General features: G+C 61.6%; 14 protein-coding genes. 6 read left to right on the forward strand and 8 right to left on the reverse strand.

All coding sequences use genetic code 11. The annotated features are described in order from the left end of the window. Positions 1-15: 15 nt before the first annotated feature. From GA615_RS11050 to GA615_RS11060, 3 genes are all read right to left on the reverse strand, one after another. Complete coding sequence (locus tag GA615_RS11050; protein WP_152051347.1) at positions 16-2,313, reverse strand: hypothetical protein; 2,298 nt, start codon at positions 2,311-2,313, stop codon at positions 16-18. A gap of 165 nt (positions 2,314-2,478) precedes the next feature. Beyond that, the gene (locus tag GA615_RS11055) at positions 2,479-4,611 is read right to left on the reverse strand and encodes a protein kinase domain-containing protein (RefSeq protein WP_161602280.1); all 2,133 of its coding nucleotides are present in this window, start codon (positions 4,609-4,611) and stop codon (positions 2,479-2,481) included. Next, entirely contained in the window at positions 4,608-5,204 is a 597-nt protein-coding gene (locus tag GA615_RS11060; RefSeq protein WP_152051349.1) for an RNA polymerase sigma factor, read from the reverse strand. Before GA615_RS11060 ends, GA615_RS11055 begins: the two co-directional genes overlap by 4 nt. A 308-nt stretch (positions 5,205-5,512) precedes the next feature. Between GA615_RS11060 and GA615_RS11065 the strand changes: the two genes are divergently transcribed. Continuing rightward, positions 5,513-6,547 carry a PEP-CTERM sorting domain-containing protein gene (locus tag GA615_RS11065; RefSeq protein WP_161602281.1) on the forward strand — a complete coding sequence of 345 codons (1,035 nt, stop codon included), beginning with the start codon at positions 5,513-5,515 and terminating at the stop codon, positions 6,545-6,547. Positions 6,548-6,643: 96 nt separating this feature from the next. Here GA615_RS11065 and GA615_RS11070 read toward each other — a convergent pair whose 3' ends face one another. Beyond that, positions 6,644-7,606 carry a PD40 domain-containing protein gene (locus tag GA615_RS11070; protein ID WP_152051351.1) on the reverse strand — a complete coding sequence of 321 codons (963 nt, stop codon included), beginning with the start codon at positions 7,604-7,606 and terminating at the stop codon, positions 6,644-6,646. Between the two features lie 106 nt (positions 7,607-7,712). Between GA615_RS11070 and GA615_RS27420 the strand changes: the two genes are divergently transcribed. From GA615_RS27420 to GA615_RS11080, 3 genes are all read left to right on the forward strand, one after another. Then, positions 7,713-7,880, forward strand: coding sequence for a hypothetical protein (locus tag GA615_RS27420; protein WP_161602282.1), 168 nt, complete (start codon positions 7,713-7,715; stop codon positions 7,878-7,880). Positions 7,881-8,352: 472 nt separating this feature from the next. Continuing rightward, positions 8,353-8,652: a hypothetical protein gene (locus GA615_RS11075; protein ID WP_152051352.1), complete on the forward strand. Its 300-nt coding sequence runs from the start codon at positions 8,353-8,355 to the stop codon at positions 8,650-8,652. Continuing rightward, a complete protein-coding gene (locus GA615_RS11080) occupies positions 8,649-8,828 on the forward strand; it encodes a hypothetical protein (RefSeq protein WP_152051353.1) in 180 nt (59 codons plus the stop codon). The genes GA615_RS11075 and GA615_RS11080 overlap by 4 nt, the downstream gene beginning before the upstream one ends. Here the strand turns inward: GA615_RS11080 and GA615_RS11085 are convergent. The 4 genes from GA615_RS11085 to GA615_RS11100 all read right to left on the reverse strand — a co-directional run bounded on the left by GA615_RS11085 (position 8,825) and on the right by GA615_RS11100 (position 12,512). Next, a complete protein-coding gene (locus tag GA615_RS11085) occupies positions 8,825-9,361 on the reverse strand; it encodes a hypothetical protein (protein ID WP_152051354.1) in 537 nt (178 codons plus the stop codon). The two genes, GA615_RS11080 and GA615_RS11085, sit on opposite strands and share 4 nt — an antisense overlap. A 76-nt stretch (positions 9,362-9,437) precedes the next feature. Next, positions 9,438-10,124: a DUF4145 domain-containing protein gene (locus tag GA615_RS11090; RefSeq protein WP_152051355.1), complete on the reverse strand. Its 687-nt coding sequence runs from the start codon at positions 10,122-10,124 to the stop codon at positions 9,438-9,440. Positions 10,125-10,426: 302 nt separating this feature from the next. Further along, positions 10,427-11,602, reverse strand: coding sequence for a pyridoxal phosphate-dependent aminotransferase (locus tag GA615_RS11095; RefSeq protein ID WP_152051356.1), 1,176 nt, complete (start codon positions 11,600-11,602; stop codon positions 10,427-10,429). A gap of 67 nt (positions 11,603-11,669) precedes the next feature. Further along, on the reverse strand, positions 11,670-12,512 hold the full coding sequence (locus tag GA615_RS11100; RefSeq protein WP_152051357.1) for a hypothetical protein: 843 nt from the start codon (positions 12,510-12,512) through the stop codon (positions 11,670-11,672). Between the two features lie 226 nt (positions 12,513-12,738). Here GA615_RS11100 and GA615_RS11105 point away from each other — a divergent pair, with 226 nt between their 5' ends. Further along, positions 12,739-13,653, forward strand: coding sequence for a phosphatase domain-containing protein (locus GA615_RS11105; RefSeq protein ID WP_152051358.1), 915 nt, complete (start codon positions 12,739-12,741; stop codon positions 13,651-13,653). Further along, complete coding sequence (gene queG / locus GA615_RS11110) at positions 13,650-14,705, forward strand: tRNA epoxyqueuosine(34) reductase QueG (RefSeq protein WP_152051359.1); 1,056 nt, start codon at positions 13,650-13,652, stop codon at positions 14,703-14,705. Before GA615_RS11105 ends, queG begins: the two co-directional genes overlap by 4 nt. Positions 14,706-14,771 lie beyond the last annotated feature (66 nt).

A 14,771-nucleotide genomic window follows, 5' to 3' on the forward strand; every position in this document is an offset into this window, starting at 1 on the left:
AAGAAAAAGTTACGGTCACTCAGATGTTGCCGATTCTCTCGCATCGGAGCGGGAGGAATCAACCGGGACCGCCGATCGACGATGCACCCCCTGGAAGATCGCACGCTGGCCAAGCGTCCGGGGTCGGCGGAATCGTCTCATCCCGATCGGCCAGGCAATGACCAGCGTCATCGAGGCGATCGAAATGGCCTTGCCCGCCGCCAGGGTCTTCGGCTGAAAACGGAGGTGGACCATGTGTCGCCCTTCCTCGACGACGATGGCCATGAAGTCGCCGTAGGCGCGGAGGATCTCGGCCGGTTGGCGATCGACGCGAGCGGTCCAGCCGTGGTGGTGCCGCTCGGAGATGACGAGAAGGCGTCGGCCGGGCGAATCGACCACGACTCGAAGTTCTCCCGGCCGGTCCCGGACGATGATCGGATCGCCCGAAGGCTCGCCGGCATCCAGCGTCACCGGACGATCGACGAGTGCAACGATCGCCGGATCAATCGTGTCAAGGTCACGGTTCGGATCGTCGCTCACGCGGGCTTCGGCCACCAGCCGAGCGCGGGGGAGCGGATCGGGCAAGCGAGAGGTGGGATGCCCGACGCTCCAGGCGGCCGAGGCCACACGTCGGCTCGACGGCTTCGAGTAATCGAGCCGACGAACGGGGGTCAGCCCGGCGTAGCCCTCGACCAACCCTCGCCCGCTGAACATCCAGAGATTATCGCACACGAGAGTTCCGGGGCCGAAGACGGCCCGCTCGGCGTTCGACCGGGTGGCCACGGGATGAAAGGCGGCCAGGAGGTCGAGCTTCGCCCGGGAGCCCGAGGCGAGGTACGTCATGGAATAGGCACCGAGATCCAGCGCAATCAGAACGGCCAGGGCCGTCGGCGCCCAGGAAACACGACGGGCCGCGGCCACCACCAGCCCCGAGGCGGTTGCGACCAGACCGACCGAAAGAATCAACGCGCCCAGCGGCGCCTGATGTTCGGCCAGCCACGCCTCGGGTGAGCCGAACCGAGCAGACGCGACGATCGCCACGGAACCGATCGTCGGCAAGGCCAGGGGCCAAAGCCGTCGCCAGGAGAGCCGATTTCCCGAGGATCGCAAGGTGCTCAAATCAGCAAACGCGACGGCAACCAGGACCGCCGAGGCGAGATGGACCAGCAGCACGAACCGCGCCGGAGCCCGAAAGACGTTGAAACCCGGAAGGCGGTGGGTCAGTTCAAAAATCGGCGCATACTTTCCGAACGCCAGGACCAGGCCAAGGCCCGCCACGGCGACCGCCCAACCGGCAAGGTGTCGGTGCCGCAGGTGCTTCCAACGCACCAAAACCCAGGCCAGGAGCACTGGAACGGCGATCCCATTGTAAAGACCATATTCCTTGACCCGAGAATCGGAGAGTGAGCTTGCGGGCTCGACCCTCCAGCCGGGAACCAGGTCTTCTCCTGGGGCGTAGACGCGGCTCTCGAACAGGTAAGGGACGAGCCATTGGATTGTATTGGCGGGAGGGAGCGAGAGCATCCCGAGGAACTCGGCGGTTGGAGCAGATCGTTCCGACTCGGCCAGTGCCCCCCAGGAGGGCAGGACCTGCACGGCCCCCAACCCCAGCCCAAGGACCTTCGCGCAGACAAGGGCCGTGAGCCATCGCGGCCGACCACGCAACTCGACCCAGACCGACGCGGCATACAGCCCTTCGATGATCGTTGAGAAGAAGACCGCCTGGGGATAGCCGAGCAAGAGCTGCGATCCGGTGATCGCCGCCAGCGCCGCCCCTGGCCAGGCACGGGATCGGGCCGAGTCGCCTCGCATGATCGCGTCGATCGCCAGCAAGGCGAAGGGGATGTGTGCCACGACACCCACAACATTCACATGCATGTAGTGATAGACGACAAATCCCCCGAAGGCCGCCATGAACCCGCCGAGCAACGACGCATCGATCGGCAGCCCTCGTCGTCGCAAGAGCCAGGCCATGCCGAGCATCGTGGCCGGATAGCTGATCAAAAATTCGAGATTCAAGGCGGTTTCAAACTGAAACGCCCGATAGAGGAAGTGATGCCAGGGGTGGGCCAGGCCGATTTGCCCTTCACCATGCAGGTCGAACCCGCAAAACAGTTGAGGGCACCAGGACGGATCGGCCCCGGTGGCGAGACAGCGGGCAAAGAAGATGCGTAAGGGGACGTGAAAGAATCCGAGGTCTTCGGTTGTGTACACTTCTCCCCAAAGGCTCGGCGCGGCCATCAGGGCCAGTAGCGCCACGGTGGCGAGCAAGAGCAGTTCGACCCGGATGCGCCGACCGTGGCCCGGGTGATGCGCCGATCCTCGATCGTCCATGATTGCCTCGTCATCATCCTGACCCCTTCGCCCAATCGCGCGCACGATCCTTCGTGCCGACCGTCGGGCCGGAGTTTGAGGCGGATTGTACCGGCGATTGGCCTTGCGTCAATCCGACCCGCCCGTGGGGCGGGCGATCCACCGGCCAGTCAGGATTGCCCAGGGTCATTCGTCGGAAATCTCGGCCAGGCGACGCCGGCGATCGGCCAGGACCGTTTGATAACGCTCGACCGACGGATCGAGGGCGACGGCCTGTTCGTTGGCCGCGATCGAGTGGGCGAGCCAGAGCCGAACGCCGTCGAGGTTGTCCCGTTTCCAGCAGTTCTTGGCCTTTTGCTGGTAAACCTCGGCCAGAAGGTAGATATAGGCCGGTTCGGTCGGGTGTCGATCGTGAAGTTCCTGAGCGATGTCCTCGTACAGCTCGGCGGTGCGCTCGGCCTCGTCGATGCCGTTGACCGTGTGCGCCATGATGCGGCCGCCCAGTCGTTGCCACTGAAAGAAGAACTTTGAGCCCTCGGGGTGATCGGCATTGCGCTGGCTGATCCCGATGTAAGACATGACGTTCATGATCGGTGTCAACGATGCCTTGCGAGAGATCCCGAGCATGTCGAGATCCTCCTCAATCGCATCAACCAACGCCGTCACCGATCCCTGCCAGTCGTACGCATAGTCCGTGTGCTCAAGATAACCGAGCGTCGCCCCGATCCGGTTCAGGAACCAATGAGTCCCGAGCCGTTCCAGGTTTCCCTCGATATGCGGAGCCGCCGGCGCCAGGCGGATCGCCTCTCGGAAGGCGTCTCGCGCTTCCATCAGATGAGGCCGGATGTCCTCAAGGGGTTGTTTTTGAGACAGCAGAATATCGGCGGTCAGCAGTTCGACCAGGCCAAGCGCGTAGAGGTTTGCCGGGTTAATCGTTTCCGAATCCCGAGCCTGCTCCAGACGAACTCGCACAGGGGTGATCTCGGCCAGGACGAACGACGCATCAATGGCTCGATCCTTGAACAACAAGGAATGCGCATAACTCGAATAATGAGTCAGGACGTCCGTCGAGAGTGTCAGATTCTCCTCCAGGCGAATCAATTCACGATCGAGGCGGGCTTGCTCGGCTCTTGAGGCACGCAATCGGGCCGACTGAATGAGGATGAGGCTCCCCACCGACACCGCCAGCGCCAGGCTCAGGCCGGCAACCAGCGGATTCCGAAGGCACCAGCGGGCCGCGTTCAAGACCTTCGGCGTCGGTCGCTGGCGGATCGGGCGGCCGTCGAGGAAGCGACGGAGATCGTCGGCCAGTGCCTCGGCCGAGGCGTAGCGACGGCCCGGCGCCTTGCGCAGGCAGGCCAGGCAGATCGTCTCAAGCGCCTCGGGAACATTAGGGTTGAGACGACGAACGGAAACCGGTTCCCGATCACGGAGATGAAGATAGGTTTCCAGCTTGGTCGAGGCCAGAAAAGGGGGGCGGCCGGTGAGCATCCGGTAGAGGATGGCTCCCATCGCATAAACATCGGCCGCCGGACCGAGGGTCTCTCGTTCTGGAACCAGTTGCTCAGGAGCCATGTAGGAGGGAGTTCCGCGCGGTCCGACGGCCAGTGTCCAGGTGGCAGCGGGGTTTTCCCAGGGTAAGGCCAGGCCAAAGTCGGCGATCAGGGGTTGAGCGTGTTCGAGCGGCTCGTCGCGTCCACCAGCAAACAGGATGTTCGAAGGCTTGAGATCCAGGTGAAGCAGTTTCGAGTTGTGCACCTGATGAATCGTTCGGGCGATGCATTCCACCAGGTGAGCGGCCGACCTGGCCGACGGCTCGGGATCGAGTCGCTGTTCCAGACTCCCCCCGGCCAGGTACTCCATGACAAGGCAGACCCAGCCGCCGACCTCGTGAACGTCGAGAAATCGGACAACGCCTGGAAGTTCGAGTCGCCGGAGGGCCTCGGCTTCACGTCGCCATCGAGCCAGATCGTCCGGACCGCCCCCAAGGAACTTCAGGGCGACGGAACGCCCGTCCCGCTCTCGGACCGCCAGGTAGACGACTCCGTGGGCTCCTCGCCCCAGCTCACGCTGGATGAGGAATCCAGGCAACGCGGGTGGTACGACCCTCGCATCGCCATCCGGCTCGTGCAAAAGCTCGCGGAACGACGAGGCGTCGGCCAGAAGCTGCTCAAGCCTCGCACGACACCAGTCGCACGATTCGAGGTGGGCTTCGAGGGCGGCGAACTCGGCGTCGTCAAGGGACTCGGCGTCGAGCTGCCGTAGCTCGTCGAGATCGGGGCAGGCCGCCGTGGCCATCGCCGCCTCCTGAATCGTCAAGCACTCGGTGTCCGGAATCGTTCCAGCTCGGATCGGAGCATCCGGGCCACGCGCTCTTGATTGCGATAGGTCGCCGCGTAGGTCTTGCCGAACAGATGACGGACCTCGTCAACCGACATTCCTTCGACGCGAACCATCCAGAAGATCCGCCAGCTTTCGGGCTGAACGCGCCGCTGGACGGCCTGCAAAACCTCGTCGGGAACCGTTGGGAACCGACCGGCGGCCGAGCATGCCGTGGACGGAGACTCGTGCAAGCGTCGCGCATCGATCATCGCGTCGGGGTCGATGATCGGCAACGACCGTCGCCGAGCTCGCAGGAGGTCGATCGCCCGAGACGAGACAACACAACGGAGCCACGCCCGGAAGGTTTTCGAGGGCTCATCGCGGAAGCTTGTGATTTTCCGGCTGAGCCAGATCATGACGACCTGGCAAAGTTCCTCCAGGTCATCCCCTTCAAGACCGAACCTCCGACCCCAGCACCGGACCATCGGCCGGTAGGTGGCATCGAACCGTCCCCAGGCCGAGGCATCACGCCAGTCGGCAACCTTTCCGATCAAGCCGCGATCTGTCTTGCCGCAGTCCGCGATCGCCATCGACCCTCCCCGCAGCCCGCTTCATGGATGAATCACTCCCCCGGTTCGCCACGACCGTGTTCATTCCGATCGTTATCCCTGGTGAGGGAGCCGTGGTGACGCGTGCCATCGCAATCACACCCACGCAGCAATGAGCAACGCTAACACTCCCCCTCAAATGATGTCAAGCAATGAGAATCGCTGCGCTGCAACACGTTGTTTTTTTCTCACAAATGCTTCCTGAAACCCCACATGACGGCCTGAATCACGGGCAAAAAACCATCGCCTGGACAGGATCACGGTGCAATTGCCTCCCAGGAGTTTCCCCAATGCCAAGCCACTGTCCTCACCTCCGATTCCTCACCGGACTCATCCTGATCGCCGCCGCGCTGCTCGCCAGTGAGGGTCGGGCAGAGTTCGTGGTCACCGAGTACGCGAGACTCCCTCGAACTCCCACACAGCTTTCGTTCGGGTCGGACGGATCGCTTTATGCCGGTTCGACGGCGACCGATGGCGCCGACATCGGGCCATCGTGGGTCTATCGGATTGCCCCCGGTGGGACCTCAGTCACCCGGCACGGGAACGAGCAGATCAACGACCCGGACGCAGTCTTGTTCGACGCCGAAGGCCGGATCTCGGGTGTTGCCGGGTCGGTCATCGTGGGAGGATTGGCCCCCTGGAATGGCGTCCAGAACCGTGGCCGACTCTCGGCGATCCGTCCCAATGAATCGATTGACTTCATCAATTCGCTCCAATTCGAGAATCCGCATCAGATGGTGTTCGACTCCACCGGAAGAATGCTCCTGACGGATATTGGCGAGTCTCGGAGCGTGTTCGCCGTGACTCGCGATCCCGGGCCGAATCTTCAAATCACTCGCTTGATTGAATTCGACACCTTTGGAACCACTCCCTCGGGCCTGGCGATCGGCGCAGGCGACCAGATTTTCACCAGCCACCACGACGGAGTGATTCGCGTGCACAAGGCCGACGGCACGCTGGTCAACAATGCCTTCGCCACGTTGTTCGATCCGACCGGCTTACCTCCCCAGGGACGACAGACCAATCTCGCGTTCGCTCCCGGCGGGATGTTCGGCACTGACCTGTATGCAAGGGGCCTGACGGGTGAAATCATTCGGATCGATGCCAGTGGACAAACCGAGGTCATCCTCTCGGGCCTGGGGCCGATCAGCGGGATGACCTTTGGTCCCGATGGGGCTCTGTATCTGGCCGATCCTCGGAACGACCGCATCCTGAGGGTGACCCCCACGGTCATCCCCGAACCTTCGTCGCTGCTCTTGCTTAGTCTGGGAGGGGTGGCGGTCGTCGGGGTACAACTGCGTCGGAGATTCAGGCGGCTGGGCTGATCCGCAACACTGGGACTCCCCGACCCGCGAATCCCCCCTGGATCGGGGAGCGCCGGCGAATTGCCGGATGAGTTGCACATTCGCTCAAATTTTCACTCACGGTAATGGCCGACGACTGGCAAAGGCAATGAAGCGGCCATCGGGTGACCAGGCGGGATCGCGGTCGCCCAGAGGATTGAGAAGCAGGGGGCGGACAACCTCACTGGCCAGGTCGAGAATGAGGATCTGGCTGTTCGGGCGGTCTGGCTGCTCGGTAAAGGCAATCCGGGAAGCGTCGGGGCTGAGGCTCGCTCCTTCTTCGCGGCTCGGATGATTGGTCAAGCGTCGAGGGGCAGCGACGCCATCGGCTGGAGCGCGATAAAGATCCCAGCGAACACCCCGGTTGGAGAGAAAAATCACCTCTCGACCGTCGGGGGTCCAGAGGGGCTCGGTATCCATCGCGGGGTTGTCGGACAGGCGAGCCAGGCTCATGCCGTTGGCCGATCGAACAAAAATATCCCAGCTTGCCCCCTGTCGGCTGGAAAACGCCAGGCGATCATCGGTCGGCGACCAGCGCGGCCAGAGGCCCGCGCCGACGTCCTCAATGGCCTCAGGCTGGTCGAGCCGAACAATGGCCAACCGCTCATCATTTCGGCCCAGACGGGTCCAGTCGGTCGCAATCGTGCGTTTTCCGCTGATCATGCACGCGAGTTTTGACCCATCGTGCGACCAGGAGGGAGCGACACCTTCAACGATCGTTCGAGATGGGCCGCCCTCCCGGGAAACCACGCGAATCTCAGGCCGTCTGCCCGTCGCATCGAAGGCCGTGAAGGCAAGCAATCGACCGTCGGGCGACCAGCTCGGGTAGGCCGCCCGATGAAATCCGTTCGGCCCGGAACCAGACGCCGCGACCGTTCGCAGCCCCGTGCCATCAGCCCCAACCACGAACAGGCTGGCCGCCCCCTGAGCCCAGGCCGAGATCGGACCCGCCAGAACAATCCCGAGGACCACGGTCGTCGTTCGGATGAGTGAGCCACCGCGAGTGGAGCCACCCCGAGAAGCCGAATCGATCACGGTCATCCCCTTTGTTCATTCGCCCGTGCCCATCGTGGGCCTCGCGAAGATGTTCGACGACGAGTGAGCGTCATTGACAGGAATCGCCTCGACTCGGACGGACGATTTCCGATTGAAACGCTTCACCTCCACCTCAAACGAGGGCCCGGAGGGTTCGCAAGCGGGCGATGGCCTGATCGAGCGTTTCATCTTGCTTGCAGAAGCAGATTTCGAACGTTGCGACGCATCTCATTTGCTGAAAACAGGTTGCGTCGCGCAACTCGACCCTAAAATTTGCTGATTGTCAGCAAATTCCTGACGGAGGGCTCTCAGTAAGGGGCCAATCTACTGCATCAGGGGGAGGAAGGGTAGCCGGGGGTGGTTATCGGTCAGTGCGTGCAACAATGTTAGCCGTCCTAACAAATAATGTTTGACAAGCTAACATGATTGCGCTAGTTTAGGCTTGTTGTTGGCTGAGCAGATAGCGAGACAAATAATCAAGTGTGAGGGGATGTGAAAGCAGGCGACAGAATCAGGGTTCAAAAATACATCATGGGGCATCCAGCCTACACTGATGACTACACGGTGGAGGAGTTCCGGCATTGTCTGGGTATTTTCCTTTCAGGCGCTCACAGGGAAGCGGGCGAGTTCACCCCATTGTGCGATCTGTATGAGCCGGGGCCGGACTCCGAGAAGCGGTATATCAGCAACTACGGCGAGTATCACACGAACATGGTGCAGGGCTGGATGGACTTGCCAAGGGAGGGTACGGCATGAGCATCATCGACGAAATATGGGCGTTGATCACCGTGAGTAACCGGCAGTATTACCAGCCGCCCAACCATTTCATCTGCTCACCGCAATATCTGGACGAGCTGAAAAACGAAGCCAAAACCAGCGGAAGCCCGGTTGAGGTGAAATTCCACGGCGGCGAGTATGGCTACCGTTTGTCCGTGTTCGGCATTCCGGTCTATGTGTCAGGCGATGCGGCGAACATCCAGCCCTACATCAACTCCGCCAAGCCAGCGAGGAAGCCGGATAACCTTTGGAAAGTACCGGAGGACGCGAAGTGACATCCGACCGCTTCGCCGAACTGGCCGAAACCATCGCTGGCCGCCACTGGCGCGTCCGGCTCGGCCCGATGATCGACCGTAGCCGGACGCAGGTGTGGGAGTACGCCACAGGCAGGAGTGCGGTGGATGGCACGGTGGCGAAGCTGATGGAGGCGCTGGCGAGCGCGAAGCATTAGAGGCCAAATTGCTTCTTCAACGCCTCAAGAATCAGCGGCGGCGCTATTCCCAGAATGAACGGGTTAGTTGAGAGTGCCCTGATCTGGCCGATGAGCGAAGGCTTCTGATCTTCCGGGATGCTCGTGTCCTCGGTCACGGCGGCGGCAAGCGCATCGAGGATGTTGGTCACGGTGATCGTCGTGTTCACTCCGCCGTGAATGTCCCGACCGGCGACGGTGTGTGCGCTACCGATATGCTGGATAATCTGCGTGCGGGCCGCTTCTTCTCGTCGCTTCAGTGCCTGCTTCTCGTACACGAGTGTCAGCGTGCAATGGCTCATGTCATGCCGCATGATAGCCGGGGCTTTGTGACGCTCTACGCTGGTCACGATGAATCGCTCGTCGGTGGATTTGCGGATGAGCAGGTCATCCTCTTCTACATCCATGTCGAGCGGGCCGATCACCTTTTTCCCCTGAAAACTGACCTCATACGTCACCGGCCCGCCGTCGCGCTCGATGACAATGTGATCGTTCAGGAAGTTCTTGAAGGACACGAGACGCCTCCGCATTCAAAATTAGCCGCAACAAAAACCCCGGCGGTGAGGCCGGGGCGTTGAAACGGTTCGTCGGTCAGGGAAGTTCCGGCTTTCCTGCCGCCCTGAGCTTGGCGTTAATAGCCATTTTGCGAGCCGCGAACTTCGCAGGCTGTACGAAGGCGAAGTCGAAGAGGCCTTCCAGCGTCTCTAGCAACCACTGCGCTTCGCCCGGCTCGACCTCCGTGATCTCCCCTGTTGACGAATCCTTCATTGGATGGGCTGCGAAATTCCCGACAAGCCTGATTGCATCAAGCTGATCGCTGAGGTGAGCAGGCGGATGAAGCGAGTTGATAAATTCCTGAATCTCTTGATGCAACACCGGCTTCGAGATCGAGAAACGATCTCTCAATATTTGCTGGAGCAGCCGACGGCTCAATGCGGCGCTCGACTTGGGGCTGAGATCGAGGACATAGACGGCCTCATCAAAATCTTCACGATATTCTGGTGGAACCTCGGGAGGCAATTGCTTGATGGCACGGCTGCGTGGATAAATTACCTCCTTGAACTTTGGTTCTTCCCAATCGCTTTGCTCGTGATATTGCTTCTCTTTTATGGGCTCTGCAACTGCCAGAGCAACGATAACCTCGGAGCACGATGGGCAATTGTCAGCGTAGAAGTAGAGCAACTCGCTCTGCCCAAAAACATCCGTACTCCGCATCTGAATTTGCTGATTCTGACGAATCGGAATATGAACGTGCTTTTCACAATACGGGCAGAGCATTGTCCGAAACCCTCATGAACACGAACTCCGACCACATCATAGCGTTCGATCTCGGCCAAATCCATGCAAGCCCGACAACCAGTCGAACACTCGGCCCAATCCCATCAACAATCGCAACTCTGCACGTGCAGATATAGCAGCGAAAGCTTGCAAGCAATGCTGGGCGAAGCTCGGAGCGGGGCGGACGCGCGAGAAATTCGCTCATATCAACTATATAAGCACCTGCGATGTCAGGATTTTGGCAGAGAATTGGGGCTAAATGGGGACAAGCGGTGGGAATTCATCCAAACCGTGGAAAACCGCTAACACAGTGCCCGCAAGGATTTCAGGCGTTTTACCGCTTTGTCGAGCGTCTCCGTTTTTTTGCAGAAGCAGAAGCGTATGAGATGGCGGCCCAGTTCCTTATCCCGAAAGAAGCTGGAGCCGGGAACGGTCGCCACGCCAACCTCGCGGACAAGGTGCCGGGCGAACACCTTGTCGTCGGGCCGATCTCCCACGAAGCTTGAAAAATCGGCCATCACATAGTAGGCCCCTTGTGGCGGCTCGAAGTCGAAGCCGATCTCCAGCAAAGGCGCGCAGAAGCGATCTCTGCGGGCCTGATAGGCCGAGGAGAGACCGTCGAAATACGATCGGGGAAGGCGGTAGGCCACCGCGCCGGCCTCTTGCAACGGGGCCGCGGCACCGATCGAGATAAAGTCATGCATCTGGCGAAAGGCCCAGGTCATTTTCGGCGGGGCGATGATCGTCCCGACCCGCCAGCCGGTCACGCCAAAGGTCTTCGACATCCCTGAAACAGTCACCGAACGCTCCCGCATGCCGTCGAGCGAGGCAATGCAGAGATGGTGGCGGCCGTCATAGAGAATATGCTCATAAATTTCGTCAGTAATGGCGATCACGTCCCACTTGCGGCAAAGGGCGGCGACGTGTTCCAGTTCCTCTCGGCTGAAGACGGTGCCGGTCGGATTGTTGGGATTGCAAAGAACGATAGCCTTCGTCCGCTCGTTGAACGCGGCGGCCAGTTCGTCGAAGTCGAACGACCAGTGGGGCGGCCGAATGGGAACAAAGCGCGGTTCGGCCCCGGCGATGATGCAATCGGGCCAGTAATTCTCATAGTAAGGCTGGGTCAGGATCACCTCGTCACCGGGGTTGATGAGCGACAGCAAGGCGACGATCATCGCCTCGGTGCTCCCACAGGTGACGGTGATTTCCTGCTCCGGATCGACTTCCATGCCCAGGTGCCAGGCGGCATGCTCGGCAATGGCCTCGCGGAGATTCGTTGATCCCCAGGTGATGGCATATTGATTGATGTCGTCCCGGATCGCCCGACAGGCAGCCTCCTTGATGGCCTCGGGAGCGGGGAAGTCGGGCATCCCCTGGGCCAGGTTGACAGCGCCGTACTTACGCGCCTCGATCGACATGCCTCGGATCACACTCTCGGTGAACCGCTCGGCTTTTCGAGATAAGAGCGGATGGTGCATCGTCCGTCGCCTTCGACTCCCGGATCGGGCCGCACGGCCGAATCGGCGCGGCCCTGGGGGAGCATTGTCACCGATTCTCCCCCCGCCCCGCAACGTCGTCTGGAGGAACGAGAGGCACGATGCGCCAGAGTTCACCGAGCCGTCGAAGATGCCGGAGGTGATCCTCCCCCTCGGCCCCTTCGAATCCGAGCACTCGAAGCGATCCGTGGTCAAACCGCCTCGACAGCAGCCAACCGTGCCCAAGGTCCTCGGTCACCGATTCAAACGTCCCGCCCACATGACGGACAAGATCGTCGGCCGTCTCGGCCGTGCTGCCGTAATCTTCTGGAACGAGCGCGCAATGGCTGACGAGCATGGCCTTGCGGCCCGCATGCGCTTCGCTGGCAAAACGGCGGAACCCGGCCATCTTCTCGGGATCGAGCCGACGATTCGCCGGGCTTCCTTCGTATCCGCAGTAAAGCGAATCGGCCAGCACGAGCGCATCGATCTGATCTACCACCTCGGGCTGAGCAAGCAGCTCGCGCACGCCACCAAACCCAGCCGAGAAGGAGCTGACAATCAGACGGCCACGGTCAAGATCGACGCCCGGCAGTCGCTCGACCATCGCGGTTCGAACCTCATCGAGCAGGGCAGGGAACCGGGCGGGATCGGCGAAAGGCCGCGCATAGGCCGACGACAGGCCCGGCTCGTTCACCACCACAACGACGGCCGACCATCCCGAGACTGCCAGGGCCCGCTCGACCGCCTCCACCGCGCCGTGCAAATGGACAACCAGATCCATCGAGCCGGAGTCGGGCAACTCCGCTGGAACAATCACGGTCGCTCCACTCGGGAGCCGAAAACGGTGGCTGTCGGTCTCGGAATTCTGGGAACCTCCCAGCATCACCAGCAGGGCGCAGAGGGCAATCATGGGGGCCTCGTCATTCTCGTGGACCAAGCGGCGAGCGATTCCCCGATTGTGACCGAGACGCGGATCGATCGGCAACGCTCTGGTCGATCGGGCGATTCAAAAGGGTCGAGGCGATCACCAGACTCCGGCCGAGCAGGGTTCCCTTGGTTGACAGCGGCGTTCCCTGTTCGCCATGCTCGATAGTGCGCATGAACGATCACGCAATCGACGAATCGGCCCCACAATCATGTACCGAATGCTCATTCCTGGACTGGTCATGGTCACCGTTGCGGGTGGCGTTCCGGGCTTCAACGACGAGCCGGAACGGATCGAGGCGCCCGGCATCGAAAACCTGTTCCGTCTTTCACCGAAGTTGCTGAGTGGGGGACAACCGGAGGGGGAAGAAGCGTTCCAGGCTCTGGCCGACCTGGGCGTGCGAACGATCGTCAGTGTGGATGGAGCGCGCCCTGACCTGGCACTCGCCCGGCAATACGGTTTGCGTTATGTGCATTTGCCCGTGGGCTACGATGGCATTCCGCTCGATCGCGCGATGGCGCTGGCCAAGGTGATGAAGGACGCAAAGGGTACAATTTACGTTCACTGTCACCACGGAAAGCATCGCGGACCGGCCGCGGCGGCGGTCTGCGCCATGGTTGCCGAAGGATGGGACCATGCCACGGCCCGGCAATGGCTCGAACGTGCCGGAACCTCGCCCGATTACACGGGCCTTTACGCGAGCATCGCATCCTTCGTCCCCCCTTCCGAGACGGCGCTGAAGACCCTAACCGCCGCCGACCTTCCCGAGCAGGCTGAAGTTCCCGATCTGGTGGAAGGGATGGTCGAGATCGACCTGCGCTGGGAGCATCTGAAGCTCATGGCCGACGCCGGGTTCACTGTCCCCAACGATCATCCCGACCTCGACCCAGCCCACGAGGCCACCCTGCTCGTCGAGCATTACCGCGAACTGGCTCGGCTGGACGAGTCGAAGGGCAGGGGAGAGGTCTTCCTCTCCTTGCTGGCAAGGTCCGAACGGAACGCCCTGGCCTTGCGGGACACATTGCGACCCTCCACGATCAATCGTGAGGCGGCATCAACCGCGTTTCAGGCCGCGGCGAAGGACTGCAAGGCCTGTCACTCCCGCTTCCGGGACCGCTTGCCGTGAGTGGAGCGCCCCCTGCCCAACAATCGGCCGAGGTGAAGCGTCTGGCCAGCGACCTGAGGTTCGACCTCGTCGGCATCGCCCCGGCCGTCTCGCCGCCAGGGTACGGCTCGTTCCTCGACTGGCTTGCCGGGGGGAACGCGGCAGAAATGACCTACATGCAAACTCACGCCGCAGCTCGACAGCATCCCGAGTCCGTCCTGGAAGGCGTTCGTTCGGTCGTGATGGTCGCCCTGTCGTACAACCCCGGAGAGCCTGACCCTTCTGCCACGCCTCGGACCGGCAAGGTCGCCCGCTATGCCAGGGGGAGAGATTACCACAAGGTCCTCTGGAAACGCCTGGGACGATTGAAGGAGCAGATTGACGCCGCGTTTCCTCAATCTCGGTCGCGGGCGGTCGCCGATACCGCGCCGCTGCTGGAGCGAGATTTCGCACGCCTGTCGGGTCTGGGGTGGATCGCAAAGAATACTATGCTCATCAATCGTCAGCTCGGCAGTTATACCGTTCTTGGCGCGCTCTTGACCGATCTGGAACTCGAACCCGACGCTCCCCACGAATCAACCCATTGCGGCACCTGCACCCGATGCCTCGACGCTTGCCCGACCGACGCCTTGACGACCCCCGGTCGGCTCGACGCCCGAAAGTGCATCAGTTACTGGACCATCGAGCACCGTGGCCCCCTCCCCGACACCGCCGCCGACCAGCTCCACGGCTGGCTTTTCGGCTGTGACATCTGCCAGGAAGTCTGCCCCTGGAACCGCAAGGCTCCCCCCGGCACCGCCCCTGAGTTGACAGCCGATCCAAGGCGAGTTGCCGTTGATCTGGTTGAGTTGCTTCGAAGCGACGATACAACCATCGCTTCCCTGATCCAGGGCTCGGCCATGACGAGGACCAAACGCATCGGCCTGCTTCGCAACGCGGCGAGTCTGCTCGCAGCCCGCGCGATTGCCGATCCGGACGTGCTCGATGCGCTTGCCTTCAGGCAGAACGACCCCGACCCCGTCGTCCGCGAAGCCTGCAAGAAGGCCCTCGCACGACTTCGTCGGACTTCATAACTCCGGATTCCGAGTAATCCGTTGTGACTGAGTCTCTCCGACCGGCAAGGAACCGTCTCGCCGATC

Source organism: Tautonia marina (assembly GCF_009177065.1).
Lineage (GTDB): Bacteria > Planctomycetota > Planctomycetia > Isosphaerales > Isosphaeraceae > Tautonia > Tautonia marina.

What these genes read in the sequence shown, in the direction of transcription:
- GA615_RS11050 (WP_152051347.1), bottom strand. Translation starts at nt 2,313, where the DNA reads ATGGACGATCGAGGATCGGCGCATCACCCGGGCCACGGTCGGCGCATC.
- GA615_RS11060 (WP_152051349.1), bottom strand. Translation starts at nt 5,204, where the DNA reads ATGGCGATCGCGGACTGCGGCAAGACAGATCGCGGCTTGATCGGAAAG.
- GA615_RS11065 (WP_161602281.1), top strand. Translation starts at nt 5,513, where the DNA reads ATGCCAAGCCACTGTCCTCACCTCCGATTCCTCACCGGACTCATCCTG.
- GA615_RS11070 (WP_152051351.1), bottom strand. Translation starts at nt 7,606, where the DNA reads ATGACCGTGATCGATTCGGCTTCTCGGGGTGGCTCCACTCGCGGTGGC.
- GA615_RS11075 (WP_152051352.1), top strand. Translation starts at nt 8,353, where the DNA reads ATGAGCATCATCGACGAAATATGGGCGTTGATCACCGTGAGTAACCGG.
- GA615_RS11090 (WP_152051355.1), bottom strand. Translation starts at nt 10,124, where the DNA reads ATGCTCTGCCCGTATTGTGAAAAGCACGTTCATATTCCGATTCGTCAG.
- GA615_RS11095 (WP_152051356.1), bottom strand. Translation starts at nt 11,602, where the DNA reads ATGCACCATCCGCTCTTATCTCGAAAAGCCGAGCGGTTCACCGAGAGT.
- GA615_RS11100 (WP_152051357.1), bottom strand. Translation starts at nt 12,512, where the DNA reads ATGATTGCCCTCTGCGCCCTGCTGGTGATGCTGGGAGGTTCCCAGAAT.
- GA615_RS11105 (WP_152051358.1), top strand. Translation starts at nt 12,739, where the DNA reads ATGTACCGAATGCTCATTCCTGGACTGGTCATGGTCACCGTTGCGGGT.